Genomic DNA, 24,343 nt, shown 5'->3' with positions numbered 1-24,343 from the left:
AGGCGGGAGTTGCTGGGCGGGCGTACCACGCAGGGGCGGGCGTAGCGTGGATCGGGAGTGCCGAACGGGCATTCGCGTCGGCTCCGCTGACCCGTGGAGGTTGTCATGAGACTCAAGGACGAGCTTCCCACCGACCACCGGCTTGCCCAGGTCTACCGCTACGGCGCCGGCCTCGGTGGACTGCTGCTGCTGATCTGGGGCTGCTTCGGCGCGGCCGGCAACGCCGGCTACCTCTCCACCCACGGCAAGAACCTCGCCGGACTGTCGAGCAACGGCGCGCTCGGCGTGCTGTCCATCGTCTTCGGCGGCGTGCTGGTGATCGGCGCCGTGATCGGCGGCAACTTCGCCTCCTGGCTCAACATGACGGTCGGCACGATCTTCTTCCTGGCCGGATTCGTCGGGCTGATCGCGCTCGACAGTTCCTGGAACCACCTGGCCTTCCGGCTGGCCAACGTGATCTTCAGCTTCGCGTTCGGGCTGGTGATCGCCACCTTCGGCATGTACGGCAGAGTCAGCGGCCACCTGCCGCACGACAACCCGTACTGGCAGCAGCGCCACAGCGGCGAGCAGCAGCCCGAGGAGGAGATCGCGGGCCGCTGGCACGTGCCCGCCTTCAAGCAGGTGCTGCGACCGACGGTGCACCACTGAGACCGTTCGCATTCGGTAAGGAGCAGTGAGCCGCAACGGGGCCGGGCCCCTCGTAAGGTGCCGGTGGGCGCGTCGAGCGCGTCGCCGGCACCGAGCGGAGGGGCTTTCGTCATGACGAGCAGCGCGATGGGGAACGTGGTCGAGGCGTCGGCCGAGATCGGGGTGATCGGCGGGTCGGGTCTCTACGCGTTGCTGGACGAGGTCACCGAGGTCACCGTGGAAACGCCGTACGGAGCGCCCAGCGACTCGCTCTTCCTCGGCGCGATCGCCGGGCGCCGGGTCGCCTTCCTGCCCCGGCACGGGCGCGGCCACCGGCTGCCGCCGCACCGGATCAACTACCGCGCCAACCTGTGGGCGCTGCACGCGCTCGGCGTGCGCCAGGTGGTGGCGCCCTGCGCGGTCGGCGGCCTGCGCCAGGCGTACGGGCCAGGCACGCTGCTGGTCCCCGACCAGTTCGTCGACCGCACCTCGGGCCGGGTGCAGACCTACTACGACGGCCTGCCGCTGCCGGACGGCACGGTGCCCGAGGTGGTGCACGTCTCGGTCGCCGACCCCTACTGCCCGCCGGGCCGGGCCGCCGCGCTGGCCGCCGCCCGGACGCTGGCCTGGGAACCGGTGGACGGCGGCACCCTGGTGGTGATCGAGGGCCCGCGCTTCTCCACCCGCGCGGAATCGCGCTGGTTCAGCGCCAACGGCTGGTCGGTGGTCGGCATGACCGGCCACCCCGAGGCCGTGCTGGCCCGCGAACTGGGCCTCTGCTACACCTCGTTGGCGCTGGTCACCGACCTGGACGCGGGCGTCGAGTCCGGCGAGGGCGTCACCCACGCCGAGGTCCTGGAGGTCTTCGCGCGCAACGTCGACCGGCTGCGCGAGGTGCTCTTCGAGGCCGTGGCGGGGTTGCCGACGACCCGGGACTGCGTCTGCTCGCACGCCCTGGACGGCATGGCCACCGGGCTGCCGGGAGTCGGTGCCTGAAACCAGCGGGGGCCGGCGCCGGCCCCCGCGGATCGGTGTCAGGGATGCTCGCCCGCGCGCCGGCGCCGGCGGGCGAGGACCGTCCAGATGGTGGTGAGGACGGCGATGGCGGCCAGGACGAGCAGCCAGTTGCGCAGGTAGGGCAGTGGCAGCACGGTCGGGTTGCCGTTGTGCTGGCCGGCGCGCAGGACGGCCGGCAGGGCGACCGCCGTGACGGCCGCGGCCACGATCAGGCCGGTGCGGACCGGGGTGCTGCGGGCGACCGCGAGGCCGGCCAGGCAGACCAGCGGGAGCCACAGGCCGTCGTGCAGCAGCAGCCCGCCGACCGCCCAGCGCAGCACGTCGAACGGGTGGTCGGCGAAGTCGATGTAGTGGTCGGTGAGCACCCCGTAGAGGCCGAAGCCGGTCAGGGCCAGGCCGGCCACGATGAGCAGGGCGCGGAAGGTACGCATCAGATGACCTCGATCCGGGTGACCCACTTGGTCTGCAGGACGCCGGGGCGGTTGGGCGCGATGATCCGCGCCGGGTAGCCGTGGTCGGGGTCCAGCACCTCGCCGTTGACCCGCAGGGCGAGCAGGGTCAGCGGGTCGTGGGCGTAGCTGGAGGGCATCTCCATCACCCGGTACGGGCCGTCGGCCTCCAGCGAGGTGACCCGGAGCCCGGCGCCGGCGGGGGCGCCCGCCAGGTCCAGCAGGTCGCGGACCCGGACGCCGGTCCAGCGGGCACCGGCACTCCACCCCTCCACGCAGGCAATCGGCAAGTCGGCCGAGAACTGCGGGAGTTGCGACAGCTCGGCGAGCGAGAAGCGGAGCGGGCGCGGGCCGTCCACCCGCAACTGCCAGTCGGCGGGGGCGGTGGTGGTGCCGGCCTGCGCGGCGGTGCGGTTGACCGGCAGGCCCTGCGGGCCGATGTCGGGGCGGCGCGGGGCGAACAGGTCCAGGGTGCGCAGCCACGGGACGCTCTGCCCGGCGGTGGTGAGGGTGACCACGCCGACCGAGACGGTGACCGCGGTGAGGAAGCTCCGGCGCTGGGCCAGGCCGGGCCTGACGCGCCGCCAGTGCGCGGCGATCAGCGGGGCCTTGGCCGCGATGTGCAGCAGCAGCCCGCCGACCGCGAGCCAGGCCAGCCAGAAGTGCGTCTGTCGGAACGGGAACGGCCACGGGTACCACTGGAGCGTGTTGAGCAGACCCGTGAACAGCTCCAGCAGCATCGAGCCGACCAGCACGGCGATGCTCAGCCGCTCCAGCGCGTGCGGCACGCTGCGCACCGGCGGCCACTCGAAGAGCTTGGGGTACACCGTCCAGAGCTTGGCGCCGAGCAGCGGGATCGCGGCGATGCCGCTGATCACGTGTAGGCCCTGGGTGACCCGGTAGCCGTCGACGGGGCGGCTGGGCAGGTGGTCGCGCAGCCAGCCGGGCGGCTGCTGGAGCAGGTGGCTGAGCAGGCCGGTGAGGAAGCAGGTGAGCAGCGCGGCCCCGAGCCAACGGCCGATCACCACGGCGGTGCGGGGCTCGTGCAGGGCGGACCGGAAGGTCGGTAGTGGCGGGCGTCGGAGCAGATCCATGCCCACATGCAATCGCCGATCGGGCTCCCGTGGTCGGTGCGACGTGCTTACGGAAGTCCTACGACAGGACCTAGTCGGCGGGCTTGACCCAGTCGATGCGCGCAACGGCATGCGGCGGGAACGACACCCGGGACCCGTCCTCCCGGGCGACATGCACCCACCCGACGCCGTCGACACGGATGCTGCCCTCGACCGGCTCGCCGAGCAGCAGACCAGGGCTCGCGTACTCCGGCCGGTGGACCAGATGGACTATGCCGGGGTTCGCCTCGAGGCTTGCCATGACCCCGATTCTTCAAGCCGGTGCCATGGTCCGCCACCGGAGATCCGTCGGTCAGCTGATCACGGTGCGCCGCCACCTTGCCCTGCGGCTCAACTCGGCTCCGCGCCGGGGGAGACCCGGAGGGGCGAGGGCGCTCAGAACGGCTCGACGCCGCCGCCCTTGATCTCCAGCCGCAGCTCGCCGACCGGATGCCCGGTGGTGAGGAAGTGTCCGTCCCGGCCGCCGTGCGGTCGCAGGACGCCGGGCTGGTTGCGTGACAGCGCCCAGAGCCGGGCATCCTCCTCGGGGTGCTCGGTGCTGGGGCGGATGGTGCCGCGCCAACTCCACAGGTCGTTCTCGGGATGCATGGCGTACAGGTGCGCGTCGACCGCGATCTCCACGCCGCCCTGCCTCACGACGGCCGGGCCGTGGTAGCTCCTCATGAGTCCAGGCTACGGCGGCGGCCGCACACACACCGGCCCGGAGCGCGGCCCGGTGACCCGTAGGACCCTCTTACGGAAGTCCTACGGTTCCCGGGCGAACACCCCGCCCGCCGATCACGGGTGGCAGGGTGACGCTGTGCCCGCTCCCCGTTCCCCCTGGCTCACGCTCCCCGCGCTCGCCGCCGTGGCCGCGCTGACCGTCGCCCTCGCGCTCACCTTCACCACCGGCGGTACCCTCGGCCACCGCGCGCCGCTCACCCTCTGGTACCCGATCGACCTCGCGCTCTTCGCCGTGGCGATCCTCGCGCTGCGGCTGGTGCCGGCCCGGCTGCTGCCCGCCGTGGTGCTGGCGGGAGCGGTGGCCGTAGCCGCCAGCGGCCTGCTCGCGGCGCCGCGCACCAGCGACGACGCCTACCGCTACCTGTGGGACGGCCAGGTGCAGGCGGCCGGCCACTCCCCGTACGACTATCCGCCCGACGCGCCGCAGTTGGCCGGGCTGCGCGTCCAGGCGCCCGCGCTCTTCCCGCCGTCCGGCGACTGCGTCGGCTGGGACCTGCGCCGCGCCCCGGGCGGCTTCTGCAGCCACGTCAACCGCCCTGGCGTGCCCACCATCTACCCGCCGGTCGCCGAGTTCTGGTTCCTCGGCCTGCACCTGGTGGAGCACGGGCACGGGGTGCGCGCGGCCCAGGCCGGCGGAGCGCTGCTGGCGGTCGCCACCACCGCGCTGCTGCTGTTCGTCCTGCCGCCCGAGCGGCGACGGCAGGCGGCGCTCTGGGGCTGGTTCCCCGGGGTGGCGGTGTGGGCGGTGAACGACGCGCACGTGGACGCGCTCGGCGCGCTGCTGACGGTCGCCGGTCTGGCGCTCGCGGTCCGGGGCCGGGCGGTGGCCGGGGGAGCGGCGCTGGGCGGGGCGGCGGCGGTCAAGCTGATCCCGGCGCTGGTGCTGCCCGGGGCGATGGCCGGGCTGCTGAGCCGTCGCCCGAGCCGGCGCGACGCGCTGCTGCCGCTGGCCGCCGCCGGCGTCTTCGTCCTCGGCTACCTGCCCTACCTGCTGCTCTCCGGCCGCAAGGTGCTCGGCTTCCTGCCCGGCTACCTGCACGAGGAGGGCTACGACCAGGGCTCGGTGAACCGCTACGGGCTGCTGCGGGTGCTGCTGCCGGACTCGCTGGCGGCCCTCGGCGCACTGCTCGCGATCCTGGTCGCGGCGCTGGCCGTGCTGCGCTGGGGCGACCCGGCGCGGCCGTGGCGCGGCGCGCTGCTGGTCAGCGGGACGGCGCTGCTCGCGCTGACGCCCGACTACCCGTGGTACGGGCTGCTGGTGGTGGCGCTGGTCGGGCTGGACGGCCGGTGGGAGTGGCTGGCCGTGCCGGCCGCCGGACAGCTGCCCTACCTCTACGGCGGTCAGGCCCAGCTGCCCGCCTACGGGGCGGCGCTGGGCCTGGTGCTGGCCGGGGCGGTGCTGCGACGGTACGTCGGGACGGCGCTTCCGCCGGCCGGGGCGGTGCTGCGACGGTACGTCAGGACGGCGCGTCCTCCAGTCGGAAGCCGACCTTGACGGTCACCTGGAAGTGCCCGATCCGACCGTCCTCCACGTGCCCGCGCACCTGCTCGACCTCGAACCAGTCGATGTTGCGCAGGGTCTGCGCCGCGCGGGCCAGGGCGTTGCGGATCGCGGCGTCGGTCCCCTCGGGAGAGGAACCGACGATCTCGGTCACCCGGTAGGTGTGGTTGGTCATGGTGGCCTCCGTGGGCTGCGGTGGGCTGGGTGCAGCGGCGCGGGCGCAGCTGTCCTTCTCCTCCACCGTGACGCATCGCGCACCGCCTCGCGCGGCGGGCCGCCCGTCCCGGGGGCCCGCCGCGCACCTCACTCCGGGCGCCCGCCCGTCTGCGTCACTCCGCGCGTCGTAGCGCGACGAAGCAGCGCCCCGCCGAGCTCCACCGCTCCTCCTCGACCAGCCCCGCGCCCGCGGCGTACCGCAGCGTGGCGGCGGTGCCCAGCCGGGCCCAGTGGAACGGCGGCCCGCTGCCGCCCGCCGCGTCCTCCACCCGGACCATCACCCGCTCGTCCACCGCGCCGGGTTCCACCTCGGCGAGCAGCAGGCCGTCCGGGGCGAGCAGTTCGCCGACCCGGGTCAGCAGCGCGGCCGGGTCGCCGCCGATGCCGAGGTTGCCGTCGGCCAGCAGCGCGGTGCCCCAGCGGCCCTCGGCGGGCAGCCGGTCGAAGACCGAGCGGCAGAGCGCGGCGCCGCCCAGGTCCCGGGTGCGGGCCACCGCCGCGCCGGTCAGGTCGACGCCGAGCGCGGGCAGGCCGGCCGCCAGCAGTTCGGTGACCAGGCGCCCCGGGCCGCAGCCGATGTCCAGCACCGGGCGGCCCGCCGCCAGGCAGCGCAGCAGCAGCCCCCGGTCGGCGGCGTCCGGCGGCGCGCACCAGCGCTCCACCTCCAGCGGGTGCCGACCGCCGTCCGCGCGGCGCAGCCAGAGCGGGCCGCGCCCGGTCCGCATCGCCTCGGCGAACGGATCGTCGCACCAGGGGCGCTGCCTGACCTGAAGGTCCGTCATCAGGCGACCTCTGCCGTCCTGCTGACGCTGCGCCAGCTCGCGGCGAAGGCTCCGTGCGGGTCCAGTGCCGACACCGCCGCGGCATCGGCGGCGGTGTCCACGTCGTTCAGCTCCGGTAGTTGACGTACCATCAGCTCCGCCTCGGCCAGTCGCGCCAGCAGCGCCGCCCCGGTCCGTTCGGTCGACATCGGCACGCCGAGCAGCAGCTGCCGGGCCAGCGCCTGGCTCGGCCGCGCCAGCCCGAGCGCCCAGAACCCGCCGTCGGCCGCCGGGCCGAACCAGGCGTCCGCCCCGCTGCGCGCAGCCGCCGACAGCGGCTGCGCGAGGGTCTCGGCGCGCAGTTGCGGGGTGTCCATGCCGACCAGCAGCGCGGGCGCCCCGGGCGGGGCGTGTCCGAAGGCGGCCACCAGCCGCTCGTCCAGCCCGCCGCCGCACTGCGGCAGGACCTGCCAGCCGGGCGGCAGCAGATCGGCGACGGCCTCGGTGGGCCCGTCCAGCACCAGCAGCCGGCGTCCGGCCGGCACCGTGTCCAGCGTGCGCAGGGTGTCCGCGAGCGCGGCCCGGGCCAGCTCGGCCGCCTGCTGCGGGGTGCACGGCGGGCAGAGCCGGGTCTTCACCCGGCCGGGCAGCGGCGCCTTGGCGATCACCAGCAGGGTGGGCGGCGGCGCGGCCAGCACCGCGCGCATGTCGGCGATGGCCTGCCGGGTGCCGCGCACCGTGCCGGTCACCTTGGAGCGCCCGGCGCGCGGGTGGTAGTCCACGTCCACCTCGGCGATCCGCAGCCCGGCCGCGCCCGCCGTCAGCACCATCTCCAGCGGGTAGCCCGAGCGGCGGTCGCCCAGGCCCAGCGCCAGCAGGCGGGTGCGGCGGGCCGCGCGCATCGGGCCGAGGTCGTGCAGCGGCGCGCCGGTGCGGGCTCGCAGCCGGGCGCTGAGCAGCGTGTTGGCGAGCCGGGCGTGCGGCGGCCAGGCGCCGCGCGCGGTCGGTCGGCGGCGGCCGAGCACCAGGTCCGCCCGGCCGGCCAGCACCGGATCGACCACCCGGTGCAGCTGGGCCGGGTCGAGCGAGCCGTCGCAGTCCAGGAAGCAGACCAGCTCGGCGGTGGCCGCCAGCAGTCCGGCGTGGCAGGCGGCGCCGAAACCGCGGCGCGGCTCGCTGACCACCTGGGCGCCCAGCTCGCGGGCCAGCTCGGCCGAGCCGTCGCTGGAGCCGTTGTCCACGACCAGCGCCCGCCAGCCGGTCGGGATCCGGCTCAGCACCCAGGGCAGCGCCGCCGCCTCGTCCAGGCAGGGCAGCACCACATCGACAGAAGAAGGGGGGAGGTTCACGCTCCCACGCTAGGCAGCGCGGGGCCGCCGCAGCAGGTGGCGCGGCCTTACGGAAGTCCTACGGCCGCACACCCCGGGCTCGGGATGGTGCGGCGGGTCCCTATCCTCGGAGGCGTGACAGAGACTTCCCCACCCGCCCGGATCCTGGTGGTCGACGACGACCCGACCGTCGCCGAGGTGGTCGTCGGCTACCTGCAGCGGGCCGGCTACCGCGTCGACCGGGCCGCCGACGGCCGCGCCGCGCTGGTGCAGGCCGCGCAGGGGCGCCCCGATCTGGTGGTGCTCGACCTGATGCTGCCCGAGCTGGACGGCCTGGAGGTCTGCCGCCGGCTCCGGGTGGACGGCGGCGGCCCCGCGGTGGTGATGCTCACCGCGAAGGGCGAGGAGTCGGAGCGGATCCTGGGCCTGGAGCTGGGGGCCGACGACTACGTCACCAAGCCGTTCAGCCCGCGCGAGCTGGTGCTGCGGATCCAGGCGGTGCTGCGCCGGCACGGCGCGCCCAGCCAGGGCGCCGGTCGCGGACCGGTCCGGGCGGGCGATCTGACGCTGGATCAGCAGGCCCGCCGGGCCTTCCGAGACGACCGTGAACTCGCGCTGACCCAGCGGGAGTTCGACCTTCTGACCTTCTTCGCCAAGCACCCGGGGCAGGCCTTCGGCCGGGAGGAGCTGATGCAGAAGGTGTGGGGGTGGGACTTCGGCGACCTGTCCACCGTCACCGTGCACGTGCGGCGGCTGCGCGAGAAGGTCGAGGACGATCCTGCGGCGCCGGTGCTGATCAGCACGGTCTGGGGAGTCGGCTACCGGTTCGATCCGGCGGCCGCGGACAGCACCCCGGCAGCTGTGACCGACAACGCTGCCGACGGCGCGATCGCGAAGGACGGGGCGGCATGAAGGACCTGCTGCTGATCGCCCTCTTCGCCGCCCTGGGCGCGGGCGTGGCCGGAATGCTCGGCTGGCCCGCCGTGCGGCTGCTGCGCCGCCGCTCGGTGGCGCTCTCGCTCTTCGCGGTGACCGTGGTCACCGTGCTCGCGATGACCGCCGGCACGCTCGCGGTCGCCCAGGCGATGTTCCTCTCCCACCACGACCTCGGCGTGGTGATCACCGTGACCTGCATGGCCGCGGTGGTCTCGCTGGTGATGGCCGCCCTGCTGGGCCGGCAGGTGGTGGCCGGCAGCCGGGCGGTGACGCGCGCCGCGCGGACCGTCGGCAGCGCGGACGGCTTCGCCGCGCCGGTCGGCCCGCTGGGCACCGAGCTCGCCGAGCTGACTGCCGAACTGGCCGCCACCAGCGCCAGGTTGGCCGAGTCCCGGCAGCGCGAACAGGCGCTGGAGTCGTCCCGGCGCGAGCTGATCGCCTGGATCTCGCACGACCTGCGCACCCCGCTGGCGGGCCTGCGCGCGATGGCCGAGGCGCTGGAGGACGGCGTCGCTGACGAGCCGGCCCGCTACCACCGCCAGATCCGGACCGAGGTGGACCGGCTCACCGGGATGGTCGACGACCTGTTCGAGCTCTCCCGGATCCAGGCCGGCGCGCTGACCCTCAGCCTCGCCCGGGTCTCGGTCTACGACCTGGTGGGCGACGCGATAGCGGGCGCCTACCCGCTGGCCCGCGAGCGCGGGGTGCGCCTGAGCGGGGACCGGGTCGAGCCCGCCCCGGTCGAGGTGGACGGCCGGGAGATCACCCGGGTGCTCGGCAACCTGCTGATCAACGCGATCCGCTCGACGCCCGCCGACGGCGTGGTGGCGGTGGCCGCCCGGCAGCGCGACGGCCATGTGGTGCTCTCGGTCACCGACGGCTGCGGCGGGATCCCGGAGGCGGACCTGGCCCGGGTCTTCGAGACCGGCTGGCGCGGCGGCAAAGCCCGCACCCCCAGGCCGGTGCGCGACCCGGCGGCCGGCGGCGGGGCGGTCCAGCACCACGGGGACACCGGGGCCGGGCTGGGCCTGGCGATCGTGCGCGGCATCGTGGAGGCGCACGAGGGGCGGGCCTCGGTCTACAACGTGAACGGCGGCTGCTGCTTCGAGATCGCGCTGCCGGCGGCGCGGACCCCGGTCGCCTCCTGAGCCGGTCCGGCACACCGGTGCGGCGGCAGGGCTGGATCGACCACCCTGCCGCGCACGGGAGTTGACGGTGCGACAGACCCGATGATCCGTCAGATCACGGCAGGCGCGCGGCGCCACGCAGCGCCGCTGCCGCGAACTGCGCCACCCCGTCCTCGAAGCACACCGCCGGCCGCCACCCCAGCTCGGCGCGCAGCAGGCCGGAGTCCGCGGTGATGTGCCGCACGTCGCCCAGCCGGTACTCGCCGGTCACCACCGGTGCCGGGCCGCCGCAGGCGGCGGCCAGCGCGACGGCCAGGTCGCCGACCGTGTGCACCGTGCCGCTGCCGGTGTTGTAGACCCGCGAGCTGCCCGCCGGGCGCTCCCCGACCGCCCGCAGGGCCAGTTCGTTGGCGGCGGCCACATCGCGGACGTGGACGAAGTCGCGCCGCTGCCCGCCGTCCTCGAAGACCCGCGGCGGCCGGCCCGCGGCGAGCGCGGAGCGGAAGATCGAGGCCACCCCCGCGTACGGCGTGTCGCGCGGCATCCCGGGGCCGTACACGTTGTGGTAGCGCAGCGAGATCACCCGGCCGCCGCAGGCACGGGCCCAGGCGGCGGCCAGCTGCTCCTGGGCCAGCTTGGTCACCGCGTAGACGTTGCGCGGGTCGGGTGGTGCCTGCTCGCCGGCCAGTCCCGGGCGCAGCGCGGCGCCGCAGTGCGGGCAGGGCGGCTCGAACCGGCCTGCCCGCAGCTCGCGTTCGGCCCGCGGCCCGGGCAACACCGGGCCGTGCTCGGCGCATTCGTAGCGCCCCTCGCCGTAGACCACCATCGATCCGGCCAGCACCAGCCGGCGCACCCCGCCACGGGCCATCGCCGCCAGCAGCACGGCCGTGCCCAGCTCGTTGCAACTCACGTAGTCGGGCGCGTCGTCCAGGTCGAGCCCGAGGCCGACCATCGCCGCCTGGTGGCAGACCGCGTCCACGCCGCGTAGCGCCTGCTCCACCGTCGCCGGGTCGCGGACGTCGCCGTGGACGAACTCCACCTCGGCCGGCAGCGTGACGCCGGCCAGGCCGTCCGGGTGGACGGCGGGCAGCAGCGCGTCCAGCACCCGCACCCGGTGTCCGGCCCGCACCAGGCGGTCGGCCACCGCCGAGCCGATGAATCCGGCACCGCCGGTCAGCAGAATCTCCATGGCCTCGACGCTAGCGGCCGCACCGGCGCCGCCGGGCCTTCGGGCGCGCACCGTCAGACTCCCGTAAGCCGTCCGGTCCGGTGGCCGAAAAGTTCCCGGTTGCCGATGGGTTCACTCGAACTGGTGGTTGAGCGCCGATCGCCGACCGGCGCCCGCCGCTTCCCCTAGCGTCAGCCTGCCTCGCACACCGACAGGACCGACAGGGAGGGCCCGATGGCCACCGATCCGCTGAACTCGCTTGACCCGCTGAACTCGCCGGACCATGACGCCACGTCAGCCGAGTTACCGGGCCGAGCAGAACGCGGCCTGACCCGCCGCCGGCTGCTGGCCGGCTCCGCCGCGCTCGGCGGCGCCGCCTGGCTGCTGCGCGCGGTCCTCACCCCGGACGGTGCCGAGGCCGCCGGGGCCGACGGACCCACGGGCGCGGCCGCCGTTGCCGCACTCGCGACCCCGCCCGCCTTCCCCGCCGGGATCGAGCTCTACCGGCAGGCGTACGAGAACTGGGCCGGCGAGATCCACGCCGACCAGCTGTGGACCTGCACCCCGCACACCCCCGACGACGTGGTCACCCTCGCCAACTGGGCGCACGCGCAGGGCTGGCGGCTGCGCGCCCAGGGCTACCGGCACACCTGGGCCCCGCTCACCGTCGCCGACGGCACCCCGGCGAGCACCGCCGTGCTGCTGGTCGACACCACCGCCCACCTGACCGCGATCAGCCCCGCCGGCACCGCCGACGCGCCGGCCGTGCGTGCCCAGGCCGGTGCCGACCTGGAGAGCCTGCTGACCGAACTGGAAGGGCGCGGCCTCGGCGTCACGCACTGCCCGGCCCCGGGCGACGTGACGCTCGGCGGCGTGCTCGCCATCGGCGGCCACGGCACCGCCGTCCCCGTCGTCGGTGAGAACACACCGGCCGGCCACGGCTACGGCTCGGTCAGCAACCTGGTCACCGAACTCACCGCCGTGGTCTGGGACGAGAGCGCCGGCCGGTACGCGCTGCGCACCTTCGACCGCAGCGACCCCGACGCCGCCGCCTTCCTGGTCCACCTCGGCCGCTCGTTCGTCACCGAGGCGGTGCTGCGGGTCGGCGTCGACCACAACCTGCGCTGCCTCAGCCGGATCGACGTCCCGGCCAGCCGGCTGTTCGCCGCGCCCGGCGCCACCGGAGGCCAGGGTCTGGCCGACTTCATGGAGCAGAGCGGGCGGGTGGAGGCCATCTGGTTCGCCTTCACCGAGTTCCCCTGGCTCAAGTCCTGGTCCGTCACCCCCGAACAGCCGCTCTCCTCCCGCGCCGTCACCCAGCCCTACAACTACCCCTTCTCGGACAGCCTGCCGACCCCGGTCGCCACCCTGGCCGGCGAACTGGTCAGCGGTTCCTGGGCGTTGGCCCCCACCTTCGGCCGACTCCAGTACCTGATCGCCGCACTGGGCCTGACCGGCGACGTCACCGACGTGCTGCTCTCCGGCACCCTGCTGCAGGACCTGCTCAGCCTCGACGTGGTCACCCACCTGCTGGCCGGCGGCCTGCACTCCGACCTCTGGGGGCCGTCCCGCACCCTGCTGCACTACGTCCGGCCCACCACGCTGCGGATGACCGCCAACGGCTACGCCGTGCTGGCCCGCCGGGCGGACGTCCAGTGGGTGGTCAACCAGGTCACCACCGGCTACCAGACGCTGCTGACGCAGTACCAGGCGCGCGGCCAGTTCCCGATCAACGGCGCCGTCGAGATCCGCGTCACCGGCCTGGAGGACCCGTCCACCTGCGGTGTCCCCGGCGCCCAGGCGCCGCTGCTCTCCGCCATCCGGGCCCGCCCGGACCACCCCGAGTGGGACTGCGCCGTCTGGTTCGACGTCCTCACCCTGCCCGGCACCCCCGGCCTGCACCAGTTCGGCCGCGACCTCGAACAGCTGCTGCTCAGCACCTTCGACGGCACCCGCGCGGCCCTGCGCATGGAGTGGTCCAAGGGCTGGGCCTACACCGCCGACGCCACCTGGGCCGACCCCGACGTGCTCGGCCGGGTCATCCCCGACAGCTACCGCGCCGGCGGCGGGCCGGGCTGGGACACCGCCGTCGCCACCCTCGACCGGTACGACCCGGCCCGGGTGTTCGGCAACGCGTTCCTGGACCAGCTGCTGCGCTGACCTTCGGCGGCTCACCCGCCTGCCGCTGCAGGCCTGCCACCTGCGGACCGCCGGCGGGGACCGAGCACAATGTCCGCCATGAGTACCGAGCATCCCCCCGGCAGTACCCCGCACGACCTGACCGAACTGCTGCACAGCCGCCTCGATCGGATCGAGGCCCTGCTGGTCGGCGGTGCCGGTCCCGACCAGAGCGACACCGGCGCAGCCGCGGCGCCGCCGACCCGGCCGAAGCCGGTCTGGAACACCGAGACCGAGACCGAGCAGCGGTGGGCGGTGACCGTGGTGATCCTGATCGCGGTCGCCCTGCAACTCTTCCTGCCCGCTCGGCTCAGCATCCACCCGCGCTGGATGATGCCGGCCCTCGAGGTCAGCCTGCTGGTCGCGTTGGCCGCGATGAACCCGCACCGCCGCATCGACCGCAGCTCGCGCCTGCTGCGCGCGCTCAGCCTCGCGCTGGCGGCGGCGATCAGCCTGACCAACGGCTGGTCGGCGGTGAAACTGGTCCACGACCTGGTGCACGGCGGCGGTGGCACCGGCGCGCTCGCGCTGCTCGGCACCGGCGGCGCGGTCTGGGCGACCAACGTGATCGCCTTCGCCCTCTGGTACTGGGAGTGGGACCGCGGCGGCCCGGGCGCCCGAGCTCGTGCCACCGCCGACTACCCCGACTTCCTCTTCCCGCAGATGCAGCAGCAGGGTGTGGCCCCGGCCGACTGGGAGCCCGGTTTCCTCGACTACCTCTACGTGGCCTACACCAACGCCACCGCCTTCAGCCCGACCGACACCATGCCGCTCTCGCTCTGGGCCAAGCTGTTGATGATGCTGCAGAGCGCGGTCTCACTGCTCACCGTGGTGCTGGTGGTCGCCCGGGCGGTCAACATCCTGCAGTGACCGCCGCACGGGGGCGCACGGGTGGCGGTCGGCCTCGGCGTCCCGCTCATCCGCCGTCCGGGACGTCACGGTCGTAGCGTGAGAAGCGGCAGGTTTTCGCCGTCCGTGAGCGAGGAGCCGGCTGCGACGAGCCAGGTGAGGTGAGCCATCCAGGTTCCAGAGCTGGCGGAAGGAGGTCGGCTGCGGTGATCACGCGAGTGCGCCTGCCCCACCGGCACCGGGCGGGCAACCCCGATCCGGGTCCGACGCGCCAGCCGCCGACCTCCACACCGCCGCCGAGGCCCAGCTGGACCCGGTGGCTGCTGCCGCTGGCCGCGGCCATCACGGTGCTGCTGATCGTCTTCTCCCGCACCACGACCGGCCCCGCCACCACCTCGTACTCCTACACCGACTTCGTCGGCCAGGTGACCTCGGGCCAGGTGCAGTCGGTCAGCATCAACGACAAGGGTGCGGTGAGCGGGAACCTCAAGGACGGCAAGAAGTTCACCAGCCAGCTGCCGACCGCGCTCGACACCACCCAGGTCACCCAGCAACTCCAGTCCGAGCACGTGCAGATCACCGGCACCCAGAGCAGCAGCGGAAGTTCCGTCCTCTCCGTGCTCTTCCTCTTCCTCCCGCTGATCCTGATCGTGGGCTTCCTCCTGTGGTCCGGCCGCCGGGCGGCGAAGTCGCTGACCGGCGGGCTGAGCACGATCGGCCGCTCGCGCGCGAAGATCATCGAGGCGGAGCGGCCCAGCACCGGATTCGACGACGTCGCGGGCTACCAGGGCGTCAAGCAGGAGGTCAGCGAGATCGTCGACTACCTGCGCAACCCCGGGCGCTACCTCGTGGTCGGCGCCAAGGGACCACGCGGCGTGATCATGGTCGGGCCGCCCGGCACCGGCAAGACCCTGCTGGCCCGCGCGGTCGCCGGCGAGGCCGCCGTGCCGTTCCTCTCGGTGACCGGCTCGGGGTTCGTCGAGATGTTCGTCGGCGTCGGCGCCTCCCGGGTCCGCGATCTGTTCGACGAGGCGCGCAAGCGGGCGCCGTCGATCATCTTCATCGACGAGATCGACGCCGTCGGCGCCCGGCGCGGCGGCACCACCAGGCTCGGCGGCAACGACGAACGCGAGCAGACCCTCAACCAACTGCTCGCCGAGATGGACGGCTTCGACCAGAGCACCGGAATCGTCGTACTGGCCGCCACCAACCGGCCCGAGTCGCTCGACCCGGCCCTGTTGCGCCCCGGCCGCTTCGACCGCCAGGTCACCGTGCCGCTGCCCAACCAGGCCGAGCGGGCGGCGATCCTGGCCGTCCACGTGCGCGGCAAGAACCTGGCGCCGGACGTCGACCTGGACGTCGTCGCCCGTGGCACGCCCGGCTTCTCCGGGGCCGACCTCGCCAACCTGGTCAACGAGGCCGCGATCAACGCCGTGCGCGCCGACCGCATCACCATCACCGCCGGGGACCTGGACACCGCCCGGGACCGGGTGCTGCTCGGGCGCCGGGAGTCCTCCAACGCGCTGCTCCCCGACGAGCGCCGCGCGGTCGCCGTGCACGAGTCCGGGCACGCCCTGGCCGCCGCGCTCTGCGAGCACGCGGACCCGGTGGCCAAGGTCACCATCCTGCCCTCCGGCATGACCCTCGGCGTCACCGAGCAACTCCCCGAGGCCGAACGGCACCTGTACAGCGAGAGCTACCTCACCGACCTGCTCACGGTGCGGCTCGCCGGCCGGGCCGCCGAACTCGTCGTCTTCGGCGAGGGCTCGACCGGCGCGGCCGACGACCTGGCCGGCGCCACCCAGATCGCCACCCGGATGGTGCGCGAGTTCGGCCTCTCCGCCGTGCTGGGACCGGTCGGCTACGCCTCCCAGGTGCCGCACCACCTCGGTGAGGGCCCGGAGGACCTGCTCGGCCGGCCGTACGCCGAGCAGACCCAGCGGCGGGTGGACGAGGAGGTCGCCCGGCTGCTGCGGGAGGCCGCCGACCGCAGCAGTGCCCTGCTGCGCGCCCACCGCCCGGCGCTGGACCGGCTGGCCGAGCTGCTGGTCGCCGAGGAGACGGTGGACGGCAGGCTGGTGCTGGAGATCCTGCGCCAGGAACGGCCGCCGGCCGCTGAGCCCCAGCCGGCCGCTGAGCCCCCGCCGGCCGCTGAGCCGCCGCAGGCCGGCGGCCGGAGCGAAAGCTGACGCCGGCTTCGTGCGCGGCCGTCGCGCTGTCCCGGCCGGCGCTCGCGGGCCGGGTCAGCCGCAGGGCACCACCGCGACGGGGCAGGGCGCGTGGTGGACCACGGCGTGGGCGACCGGTCCCAGGTGCTCGCCGACCGGCAGCTGCCGGGGATGCCGGCCGATGACCACCAGGCCGGCGTGCGGCACCGCCTCCAGCAGCGCCCACCCGGCGCTGCCGAGCAGGACCTGCTCCACGACCTCGACCTGCGGGTACTTCTCCCGCCAGGGCCGCATCAGGTCCGCCAGGGCCTGCGTCTCGGCCTCCGTCAGCTGCGTGTTGAGGTCCATGGCCACCGGGAACGCCGAGGGCCCGTAGCTGGCCACCGGGCTCCACGCGTGCACCGCGTGCAGGCCCACCGAGCGCTCGGCGGCGGCCTCGAAGGCGAACCGGACGGCGGCGTCGCACGGGCGGCCGAAGTCCACGCCGAGGGCCACCGGCCGCTCGTCGTCCGGGCCCGCCGGCCGACCGTCGGGCCCTTCGCCACCCGCACGGACCAGCACCACGGGACAGCCGGCCTGGCCGAGCACGCTCTGGCTCACCGAGCCGAGCAGGAAGCCGCGCAGACCGCTGAGGCCGCGCGAGCCGAGGACCAGCAGGCCGGCCTGCCCGGACGCCGCGGTCAGCACCGCGGAGGGCCGGTCGTCGAGGACCTGGGTCGCGGTGATCTCCGCCTCGGGATGCCCGGCGCGGAGCTCCGCCGCCACGTCGTCCAGCAGCCGCTGCCCCTGGTCCTTGGCGTCCTGGTCGGCCGGTTTGCCGAGGATCCGTGGCGGCCACACCTGGACGAGCGTCAGGGGACGCCCGCTGCGTCGAGCCTCGCGGGCGGCCCAGTGCGCCGCCGCAAGGCTCTCGGCGGACCCGTCGAGTCCGGCGACGATCGATCGATGCACGATGGCTCTCCCAACCAGAGCGGTCGGCGCGGATACCGACGCCTCCGTACCAGAATCCACGCGCGCCGCGCGGTTCGCACGGGGCCCGTGGCATCCCGCGCCCGGCGGCGCCGGGTGAGGGATGCTGACAGAGGTGGGCCTGATCCCACCGCCCGGACAGTGGCGCCAGGCAGCAGGAGGGACCATGTCGCAGAACACGCCGGGTCGAACCACCGGCACCGAGCGGGTCATGGGCGAGGAACTGGCGGAACTGGCCAAGTGCGCCGTCGGGCTCATGGAGCGGGAGGGGATGTCCAGGCCGGACGCGATCGAGGCGGCCCGGCGCGCGGTGCCGCACGGCGCCGAGCACACCGCCCGCTCGATCGACCTGTGGGTGGACGCCGAACTCCCGACCCCCGACCCCGACCGGGCGTCGGCCGCACCACCCCCCGGGCACCCGGCGTGGCTTCCCGAGGCACCGCCGGTGGCGGCCGAGTCGGGCCCGGGCGACGTGGGCCGCCGGCTGACGCAGCGGCGCGAGGAGCTCGGGCTCAGCCGTGCGGAGGCCGCCGAACGCGCGGGCATGGCCCCCAGCTACCTGGAGTACCTGGAGACCCGACCCGCCGAACTCGACCCCGGCACCCTGCTGCGGCTCGCCGGTGCGCTGGAAACCTCCGAGTCCGAACTGCTCGGCAGCGGCGGCCTGGAGCTGCCGCCGGGGCGCGCCGAGCCCGCCGACCGGCCACACCTGGAGGAGCTCGACCCGGCCGACTGCTGGGCCCACCTCTCGGACCACGGCATCGGCCGGATCGCGTACTCCACCCCGGTGGGCCCGGTCGTGCTGCCGGTGAACTACCGGGTCCGGGACGGTGCCGTCCTCTACCGGACAGCAGCAGGCAGCGCGCCCTCGCGCGCGGCGGGGCGGCGGATCGCCTTCGAGGTCGACCATCTGGACGAGACGCTGAGCCGGGGCTGGAGCGTGCTGGTGATCGGCTCGGCGGAGCAGATCTTCGACGCCGAGCGGCCCGGCGGCTCGACGGCGGGCGCGGGCCCCACGCCCTGGCCCGGCGGCAAGCGCGACGTGTGGATCCGGGTGGACCCCGAGCGGATCAGCGGCCGCTCCATCCGGACCTGACGGGCTGACGTACACCTGGAAGGGGAAGACGATGGCGCGACGACAGGTGGCCGGAGCCAGGGTCGTGGTCGGCGTCGACGGCTCCGAGCAGTCCAGACGCGCGCTGCGCTGGGCGCTGCGCTACGCCGGGCAGGCCGACGCGATCGTGGAGGCGGTGCTGGCCTGGCAGCCGCCGTTCTCCGGGCAGGGTGGCACGGTCCCGGCGGCGGAGCAGGCGAAGCTCGGCGAACTCGCCGTCCAGGCCCTGGCCGAGAACGTGGCGAAGGTGGCCGGGGAGCGGCCCGCGGTCGAGATCCGCCGCCGGGCCGAGGAGGGGACCGCGGCGCAGGTCCTGCTGCGCGCCGCCGCCGACGAGGACGTGTCGCTGCTGGTGGTCGGTCACCGCGGGGCCGGCGGCTTCACCGGGGCGCTGCTCGGCTCGGTCGGGCAGCACTGCGTCCAGCACGCGGCCTGCCCGGTGGTCGTCGTCCGCGGCGATCGCGGCACCATCACCGATCCCACCGCCGGCCGCGCGGACACCTTCCAGAGCACTCCCGAGGACACCGTCATGAGCACCACTGCGAACGCCGCTTCGAGCGCCATTTCGAACACGGCCGAGAACGCTCCCGAACAGCACGCCGGGGTCGCACCGCCCGCCCCCGGCGCCCCCGCGCCGCAGGTCTGGCCCTCGCTGCGGGCCAACGACGCCCGCGGGCTGATCCGCTTCCTGGCCGAGGCGTTCGGCTTCGAGGAGGTGGTGGTCTACGGCGAGGGCGACTTCGTCGAGCACGCCCAGCTCGCCTGGCCGCTCGGCGGCGGCCTGATGCTCGGCTCGGCCCGGCAGAACCCCGGCGGTGCGTGGCAGCCGCAGCCGGGCTCGTTCGCCTGCTACGTGGTGACCGACCGGCCGGACGCGCTGCACCAGCGGGCCAAGGCCGCCGGCGCCGAGATCGTCAGCCCGCCGCACACCACCGACTACGGCTCGCGGGACTTCTCGGCCCGGGACCCCGAGGGCAACCACTGGTACTTCGGCACCTACCGCGGCGAGCCGCGTTCCCCGAAGGAGTGAATCGCACGGCTGAGCGGAAATAGCGGGGCGCCCGGGGGAGCTGTGCACCGTGGAACCCGAAGGTGGTCGACCTGACGGGTGGTGCCTGATGGAGGTGGCAGTGCGATGAGCGCACAGCAGAGCGGCGAGTACCGGATCGAGCACGACTCGATGGGCGAGGTGAAGGTCCCCGCCGCCGCGAAGTGGCAGGCGCAGACGCAGCGCGCGGTGGAGAACTTCCCGGTCTCCGGCCAGCGCCTGGGCCGGGCCCACATCGCCGCGCTGGCCCGGATCAAGGCCGCCGCCGCCAAGGTCAACGCCGAGTTGGGCATCGTCGAGGCCCCGGTGGCCGAGGCGATCCGGCAGGCCGCCGCCGAGGTGGTCGAGGGCCGCTGGGACGCGGAGTTCCCGGTGGACGTCTTCCAGACCGGCTCGGGCACCTCCTCCAACATGAACACCAACGAGGTGCTCGCCACCCTTGCGGGTGAGCGGCTGGGCCGGCCGGTCCACCCCAACGACCAGGTGAACGCCAGCCAGTCCTCCAACGACGTCTTCCCCTCCTCGATCCACATCGCCGCCACCGCCGCCGTGACCGAGGACCTGCTGCCCGCTCTCGACCAGCTGGCCGCCGAGCTGGAGGCCAAGGCGGCCGGCTTCGCCACGGTGGTCAAGGCCGGCCGCACCCACCTGATGGACGCCACGCCCGTCACCCTCGGTCAGGAGTTCGGCGGCTACGCGGCGCAGGTCCGCTACGGCCAGGAGCGGCTGCGGGCCACCCTGCCCCGGGTCGCCGAACTGCCGCTGGGCGGCACCGCCGTGGGCACCGGCATCAACACCCCGCCCGGCTTCTCCGCCGCCGTGATCGCCGAGCTGGCCCGGTCCACCGGGCTGCCGCTGACCGAGGCCCGCAACCACTTCGAGGCCCAGGGCGCCCGGGATTCGCTGGTCGAGCTGAGCGGCCAGCTGCGGACCGTCGCGGTCGGCCTCACCAAGATCGTCAACGACCTGCGCTGGATGGCCTCGGGGCCGCGCACGGGCCTTGGCGAGATCAACCTGCCCGACCTGCAGCCGGGTTCCTCGATCATGCCGGGCAAGGTCAATCCGGTGATCCCCGAGGTGGTCGCGATGGTCGCCGCCCAAGTCGTGGGCAACGACGCCACCGTGGCGATGGCCGGCGCCAGCGGCAACTTCGAGCTGAACGTGATGCTCCCGGTGATCGCCCGCAACCTGCTCGAGTCCATCCGGTTGCTGGCGAACGCGGCCCGCCTGCTGGCCGACCGCACGGTGGCCGGCATCACCGCCAACGTCGAGCGGGCCCGCGAGTACGCCGAGTCCTCGCCCTCCGTGGTCACCCCGCTCAACCGCTACATCGGCTACGAGGAGGCCGCGAAGGTCGCCAAGCAGGCACTGGCCGAGTCCAAGACGATCCGTCAGGTCGTCCTCGAACGCGGCTATCTGCAGCGCGGACTGCTGACCGAGGCCCAGCTCGACGAGGCCCTGGACGTGCTGCGGATGACCCACCCGTAAGAGAGGGCCGGTGCCCGGCGGCGCCCGTCCGCACGGCCGCGCCCGCGCGGACGGGGTCCGTGCGACGGGGCCGTGGTACGGGTACGGTCGGATCCAGACCGGCCGGGCCAGCACGGCCGGGCAGCGAGGAGGCGCAGCGATGACCGAGGCAGCGGCCGGCGGGGCGGACGCGAGCGGCGTGGCGAAGGGCGCGGCGGTGCGCTGCGTGCCGGCGCTGCCGAGTTGGGTCAGCCTGATGACCGCCGACCTGGACGCCGCCACCGAGTTCTACGGAGCGCTGCTCGGCTGGTCCTTCAGCCCGGGCCCGCATCGCTGGGGCCCCTACAAGCGCGCGATGGTCGACGGTGTGGCGGTGGCCGGGCTGGGCTCCTCGGTCGACCTCCAGCTGCCGGTCGCCTGGACCAGCTACTTCGGCACCGAGGACGCCGACGCGATCGCCGAACGGGTCCGTGCCCGCGGCGGCACGGTGGCGGTGGGCCCGCTGGGCTTCGACGCCGGTCGGCTGGCGATCGCGTCCGACCCGGCGGGCGCGCCGTTCGGCATCTGGGAGGGCCCGAGGGACTCCGGCCCGGTGCACAGCACGATCCCCGGCGCGCCGGTCTGGATCGAGTTGCGCACCACGGACGCGTTCGCCGCCGCGCTCTTCTACGGCGAGGTCTTCGCCTGGGACAACCGCGACCCGAAGGACCTGGAGGTCCGCTGGGAGCACGACCGGGTGGTGCTGCGCACCGGCGGGCGCAGCGTGGCGGCGCTCGCCGTGGCCACCGACCCCGAGGCCCGGCCGACCTGGAACGTCTACTTCTCGGCCGCCGACGCGGACCGGGCGGTGGAGCTGGCCGACCGGCTCGGCGCCGACGTGCTGGGCGAGGTGCTGGACACCCCGTACGGGCGGGTGGCACACCTGCGTGACCCGCAGGGCGGGCGGTTCTCGCTGATCAGCCGCCCGGCGGCGAGCTGACCTGTCGGCCACGGACCGCGCTTCGGGGCGACGCGGTTCGGGGCGACGCGGTTCGGAGTGCCGTGGTTCGGGGAGCCGTGGTTCGGGGTGCCGCCGTTCGGGCGAACCCTGGGCTGGACCCGTTTGCCAGTGGCCGGCCCGGGTACCGCTCGGCTCACGATCCTTCAAGATCAACGAGCCGAGGAGGCAGGATGGAACGCGATGTCACCACCCCGGGCGAGCCGGGCCACCGCAACGAGCAGGTGCGGAAGCAGATCGCCGTCGAGGAGGTGGAACCCGTAGACGACACCGAGCAGTACGCGATCCTGGGCGAGGACTGACGGCCCGCCAGGCTCTTGCCTGACGGACCGTCGGCTCGATCTCACCCCTGTGCCACCCACACCGTGGTCGCGTTGCAGAACTCGCGGATCCCGTGCCCGGACAGCTCCCGCCCGTAGCCGGAGCGGCGGACTCCGCCGAACGGCAGCGCCGGGTGCGAGGCGGTCATCCCGTTGAAGAAGACGCCGCCCGCCTGGATGTCGCGGACGAAGCGCTCCTGCTCGGCCGCATCGGTGGTCCAGACGTTGGAACTCAGGCCGAACGGCGTGTCATTGGCCAGCCGCACGGCGTGCTCCAGGTCGTCGGCCCGGTAGAGCGTTGCGACCGGGCCGAAGGCCTCCTCGTGGTGGATCCGCATCTGCTCGGTGATCCCGCTGAGCACGGTCGGCGGGTAGTACCAGCCCTCGCCCAGTCGGTCGGGCACCTCCACCTCGCACTCCATCTCGGCCCCCAGCGCCAGCGCGTCCGCGACCAGCTCGCTCAGCTCGTCGCGCCCCTGCCGGGTGGCCAGCGGCCCGACCTCGGTGGCCTCGTCCATCGGGTCGCCGATCCGCAGCGCCACCATCCGCGCGGTGAAGGCGATCCTGAACTCCTCGTACACCGCGGTGTGCACGATGAACCGCTTGGCGGCGATGCAGGACTGCCCGTTGTTCTGCACCCGTGCGGTGACCGCCGTGCGGGCGGCGGCCGCGATGTCGGCCGAGGGCAGCACCACGAAGGGGTCGCTGCCGCCCAGCTCCAGCACCGTCTTCTTCACCTCGTCGCCGGCCACCGCGGCCACTGCCCGTCCCGCGCCCTCGCTGCCGGTCAGCGTGGCCGCCGCCACCCGGTGGTCGCGCAGCACCTCGGCCACCGCGCCGGACTCGATCAGCAGGGTCTGGAAGCAGCCGTCCGGGAATCCGGCGCCGCGGAACAGATCCTCCAGGTAGAGCGCGGTCTGCGGGACGTTGGAGGCGTGCTTGAGCAGCCCCACGTTGCCCGCCATCAGGGCCGGTGCCGCGAACCGGATCACCTGCCAGAGTGGGAAGTTCCACGGCATGACGGCCAGCACCACCCCCAGCGGCCGGTAGCGCACCCAGGCCCGGGCGGCCCCGGCGTCCGCCACGTCCTCGGCCGCGGGGTGCTCGTCGGCCAGCAGGGCGGGGGTGCGCTCGGCGTACCAGCGCATCGCCTTCGCGCACTTGGCGGCCTCCGCACGAGCGGCGGTCAGCGGCTTGCCCATCTCGGTGGTCATCAGCCGGGCGATCGTCTCCCGGTCGGCGTCCAGCAACTCGGCGGCCCGGCGCATCAGCTGCGCCCGGTGGGCGAAGTCGGTCAACCGGTACTGCTGGAAGGTCTGTTCGGCCCGGGCCAGTCGTTGCTCGACGGCGGTGGCCGGGTAGGGTTCGAAGGTCCGCAGGGTCTTTCCGGTCGCCGGGTTCACGGTCGCGATCGCCATCGGTCGCCTCCTGGGTGCGGGGGCGCGGGCATCGGGCCCGGCCCGCTCGCGTCGAGCCTAGGGCCTGTCCGGCCGATCTTGTCGGCTGCGACACCAGCGGCTGACGCCGCGGGGCGGACAGGCCCTGGGCCTTCTCGTGCGGATCCGGTCGGATCAGCGCGCGGACCCCGGGGGTACGGCCGTGCGCGCCCATCGGACAGGATGGACCCGACCCGATGGAGGAAGAGGCCGACATGAACCTGTCGTTCGAGACGCCGCCGCCGTACGACCTGGGGCCGGACCCGGACCTCGGCGGCCGGCTGCGAGAGCTGGCCGAGTACGGGGACCGGGTCGTCCACCTCGGGCCGGACGACGGTCGGGGCCACGGGCAGCTCTGTTGGGACGTGTTGGCCCCCACCGGTCTGCTCGCGCCGCACTGCGGGGACTGCGAGCACGGGCACGGTGGCCCGAGCAGCCCCGAGCAGGTGGGGTCCGCGCTGAGCAGGCGCATCCCGCCGCCGGAGGCGCCGCCGTGGATCGCCGCTACGCTGCTCCGCTCCCTCGCCTACACCCACGGCAGCGTGGACGGCCCGCTGCGCCCGCTGGCCGACGCCGTCGCCGGGGCGCTGGTGACACTGCTCGGTCCGGATGCCGACTGGCGCGCCAACGGCTTCGCGGCCTACTGGGAAGGCAATGGTGGCAAGCGCTCCTGGACGCCGGTCACCGAAGCCACCTTCGACGCGGCCGTGGTCGGCATCGGCAACGGCCATGCCGTGGTGATCGTCGCCACCGACGAGGACTGAGGCGGGCCGCACGGCCCGGGCCCCCGGCGGCACCGCGCGGGTGCATG

The 24,343-nt window shown here is 74.4% G+C and carries 24 protein-coding genes and 1 pseudogene; 14 read left to right on the top strand and 11 right to left on the bottom strand.

Annotated features, from left to right (window positions below; genetic code table 11):
- Positions 1-105 precede the first annotated feature (105 nt).
- Together ABH937_RS09530 and ABH937_RS09525 are read left to right on the top strand one after the other, a co-directional pair.
- Positions 106-648, top strand: coding sequence for a DUF4383 domain-containing protein (locus ABH937_RS09530; RefSeq protein WP_280689371.1), 543 nt, complete (start codon positions 106-108; stop codon positions 646-648).
- 111 nt (positions 649-759) lie between these two features.
- Positions 760-1,623 (top strand): S-methyl-5'-thioadenosine phosphorylase, encoded by an 864-nt coding sequence (locus ABH937_RS09525; RefSeq protein WP_280689372.1) that lies wholly within the window; start codon positions 760-762, stop codon positions 1,621-1,623.
- A gap of 38 nt (positions 1,624-1,661) precedes the next feature.
- On the opposite strand, the gene ABH937_RS09520 is transcribed toward ABH937_RS09525, so the two are convergent.
- From ABH937_RS09520 to ABH937_RS09505, 4 genes are all read right to left on the bottom strand, one after another.
- Positions 1,662-2,075, bottom strand: a complete 414-nt coding sequence (locus tag ABH937_RS09520; protein ID WP_280689373.1) for a hypothetical protein — start codon at positions 2,073-2,075, stop codon at positions 1,662-1,664.
- Positions 2,075-3,187 carry a molybdopterin-dependent oxidoreductase gene (locus ABH937_RS09515; RefSeq protein WP_280689374.1) on the bottom strand — a complete coding sequence of 371 codons (1,113 nt, stop codon included), beginning with the start codon at positions 3,185-3,187 and terminating at the stop codon, positions 2,075-2,077. The genes ABH937_RS09520 and ABH937_RS09515 overlap by 1 nt, the downstream gene beginning before the upstream one ends.
- 70 nt (positions 3,188-3,257) lie before the next feature.
- Positions 3,258-3,467, bottom strand: a complete 210-nt coding sequence (locus ABH937_RS09510) for a hypothetical protein (protein ID WP_280689375.1) — start codon at positions 3,465-3,467, stop codon at positions 3,258-3,260.
- A 134-nt stretch (positions 3,468-3,601) separates the two neighbouring features.
- Positions 3,602-3,889, bottom strand: coding sequence for a hypothetical protein (locus ABH937_RS09505; RefSeq protein ID WP_280689376.1), 288 nt, complete (start codon positions 3,887-3,889; stop codon positions 3,602-3,604).
- A gap of 136 nt (positions 3,890-4,025) precedes the next feature.
- On the opposite strand from ABH937_RS09505, the gene ABH937_RS09500 reads away from it, so the two are divergent.
- Positions 4,026-5,444, top strand: coding sequence for a glycosyltransferase 87 family protein (locus ABH937_RS09500; RefSeq protein WP_370217875.1), 1,419 nt, complete (start codon positions 4,026-4,028; stop codon positions 5,442-5,444).
- Here ABH937_RS09500 and ABH937_RS09495 read toward each other — a convergent pair.
- The 4 genes and pseudogenes from ABH937_RS09495 to ABH937_RS09480 form a co-directional block, all read right to left on the bottom strand.
- Entirely contained in the window at positions 5,407-5,625 is a 219-nt protein-coding gene (locus ABH937_RS09495; RefSeq protein WP_280689378.1) for a dodecin, read from the bottom strand. The genes ABH937_RS09500 and ABH937_RS09495 overlap by 38 nt on opposite strands.
- Positions 5,626-5,779: 154 nt before the next feature.
- Entirely contained in the window at positions 5,780-6,448 is a 669-nt protein-coding gene (locus ABH937_RS09490) for a methyltransferase domain-containing protein (RefSeq protein WP_280689379.1), read from the bottom strand.
- A complete protein-coding gene (locus ABH937_RS09485) occupies positions 6,448-7,134 on the bottom strand; it encodes a DUF2064 domain-containing protein (RefSeq protein WP_370218014.1) in 687 nt (228 codons plus the stop codon). The genes ABH937_RS09490 and ABH937_RS09485 overlap by 1 nt, the downstream gene beginning before the upstream one ends.
- Positions 7,108-7,776: pseudogene (locus ABH937_RS09480) on the bottom strand (glycosyltransferase family 2 protein); the annotation flags it as partial. The pseudogene ABH937_RS09480 and the gene ABH937_RS09485, both read right to left, overlap by 27 nt.
- 84 nt (positions 7,777-7,860) lie before the next feature.
- On the opposite strand from ABH937_RS09480, the gene ABH937_RS09475 reads away from it, so the two are divergent.
- Together ABH937_RS09475 and ABH937_RS09470 are read left to right on the top strand one after the other, a co-directional pair.
- Positions 7,861-8,667, top strand: coding sequence for a response regulator transcription factor (locus ABH937_RS09475; protein ID WP_370217874.1), 807 nt, complete (start codon positions 7,861-7,863; stop codon positions 8,665-8,667).
- Positions 8,664-9,839: a HAMP domain-containing sensor histidine kinase gene (locus tag ABH937_RS09470; protein WP_280689381.1), complete on the top strand. Its 1,176-nt coding sequence runs from the start codon at positions 8,664-8,666 to the stop codon at positions 9,837-9,839. Before ABH937_RS09475 ends, ABH937_RS09470 begins: the two co-directional genes overlap by 4 nt.
- A gap of 94 nt (positions 9,840-9,933) precedes the next feature.
- Here ABH937_RS09470 and ABH937_RS09465 read toward each other — a convergent pair whose 3' ends face one another.
- Entirely contained in the window at positions 9,934-11,007 is a 1,074-nt protein-coding gene (locus ABH937_RS09465; protein WP_370217873.1) for an NAD-dependent epimerase/dehydratase family protein, read from the bottom strand.
- A gap of 213 nt (positions 11,008-11,220) precedes the next feature.
- On the opposite strand from ABH937_RS09465, the gene ABH937_RS09460 reads away from it, so the two are divergent.
- The 3 genes from ABH937_RS09460 to ftsH all read left to right on the top strand — a co-directional run bounded on the left by ABH937_RS09460 (position 11,221) and on the right by ftsH (position 16,202).
- Positions 11,221-13,146, top strand: a complete 1,926-nt coding sequence (locus tag ABH937_RS09460) for a cholesterol oxidase substrate-binding domain-containing protein (RefSeq protein ID WP_370217872.1) — start codon at positions 11,221-11,223, stop codon at positions 13,144-13,146.
- 78 nt (positions 13,147-13,224) lie between these two features.
- Positions 13,225-14,034, top strand: a complete 810-nt coding sequence (locus ABH937_RS09455) for a hypothetical protein (protein WP_370217871.1) — start codon at positions 13,225-13,227, stop codon at positions 14,032-14,034.
- Positions 14,035-14,219: 185 nt separating this feature from the next.
- Positions 14,220-16,202: an ATP-dependent zinc metalloprotease FtsH gene (gene ftsH, locus ABH937_RS09450; RefSeq protein WP_370217870.1), complete on the top strand. Its 1,983-nt coding sequence runs from the start codon at positions 14,220-14,222 to the stop codon at positions 16,200-16,202.
- Positions 16,203-16,256: 54 nt separating this feature from the next.
- Here ftsH and ABH937_RS09445 read toward each other — a convergent pair whose 3' ends face one another.
- Entirely contained in the window at positions 16,257-17,132 is an 876-nt protein-coding gene (locus tag ABH937_RS09445) for a universal stress protein (protein WP_280689387.1), read from the bottom strand.
- Positions 17,133-17,316: 184 nt separating this feature from the next.
- On the opposite strand from ABH937_RS09445, the gene ABH937_RS09440 reads away from it, so the two are divergent.
- The 5 genes from ABH937_RS09440 to ABH937_RS09420 all read left to right on the top strand — a co-directional run bounded on the left by ABH937_RS09440 (position 17,317) and on the right by ABH937_RS09420 (position 22,078).
- Complete coding sequence (locus tag ABH937_RS09440) at positions 17,317-18,246, top strand: pyridoxamine 5'-phosphate oxidase family protein (protein WP_280689388.1); 930 nt, start codon at positions 17,317-17,319, stop codon at positions 18,244-18,246.
- A gap of 31 nt (positions 18,247-18,277) precedes the next feature.
- Positions 18,278-19,294: a universal stress protein gene (locus ABH937_RS09435; protein ID WP_348533640.1), complete on the top strand. Its 1,017-nt coding sequence runs from the start codon at positions 18,278-18,280 to the stop codon at positions 19,292-19,294.
- Positions 19,295-19,399: 105 nt separating this feature from the next.
- Positions 19,400-20,800 (top strand): class II fumarate hydratase, encoded by a 1,401-nt coding sequence (locus tag ABH937_RS09430; protein WP_280689389.1) that lies wholly within the window; start codon positions 19,400-19,402, stop codon positions 20,798-20,800.
- Positions 20,801-20,939: 139 nt separating this feature from the next.
- Positions 20,940-21,758 (top strand): VOC family protein, encoded by an 819-nt coding sequence (locus ABH937_RS09425; RefSeq protein WP_280689390.1) that lies wholly within the window; start codon positions 20,940-20,942, stop codon positions 21,756-21,758.
- A gap of 191 nt (positions 21,759-21,949) precedes the next feature.
- Complete coding sequence (locus tag ABH937_RS09420) at positions 21,950-22,078, top strand: hypothetical protein (protein ID WP_280689391.1); 129 nt, start codon at positions 21,950-21,952, stop codon at positions 22,076-22,078.
- Between the two features lie 41 nt (positions 22,079-22,119).
- On the opposite strand, the gene ABH937_RS09415 is transcribed toward ABH937_RS09420, so the two are convergent.
- Positions 22,120-23,514 carry an NADP-dependent succinic semialdehyde dehydrogenase gene (locus ABH937_RS09415; protein ID WP_280689392.1) on the bottom strand — a complete coding sequence of 465 codons (1,395 nt, stop codon included), beginning with the start codon at positions 23,512-23,514 and terminating at the stop codon, positions 22,120-22,122.
- A 233-nt stretch (positions 23,515-23,747) separates the two neighbouring features.
- On the opposite strand from ABH937_RS09415, the gene ABH937_RS09410 reads away from it, so the two are divergent.
- A complete protein-coding gene (locus ABH937_RS09410; protein WP_280689393.1) occupies positions 23,748-24,296 on the top strand; it encodes a hypothetical protein in 549 nt (182 codons plus the stop codon).
- Positions 24,297-24,343: the final 47 nt, after the last annotated feature.

The organism is Kitasatospora sp. GAS1066B (genome assembly GCF_041262605.1).
In the GTDB taxonomy this organism is placed as follows: Bacteria; Actinomycetota; Actinomycetes; order Streptomycetales; family Streptomycetaceae; genus Kitasatospora.
This window is presented reverse-complemented; position numbering and strand designations above follow the sequence as displayed.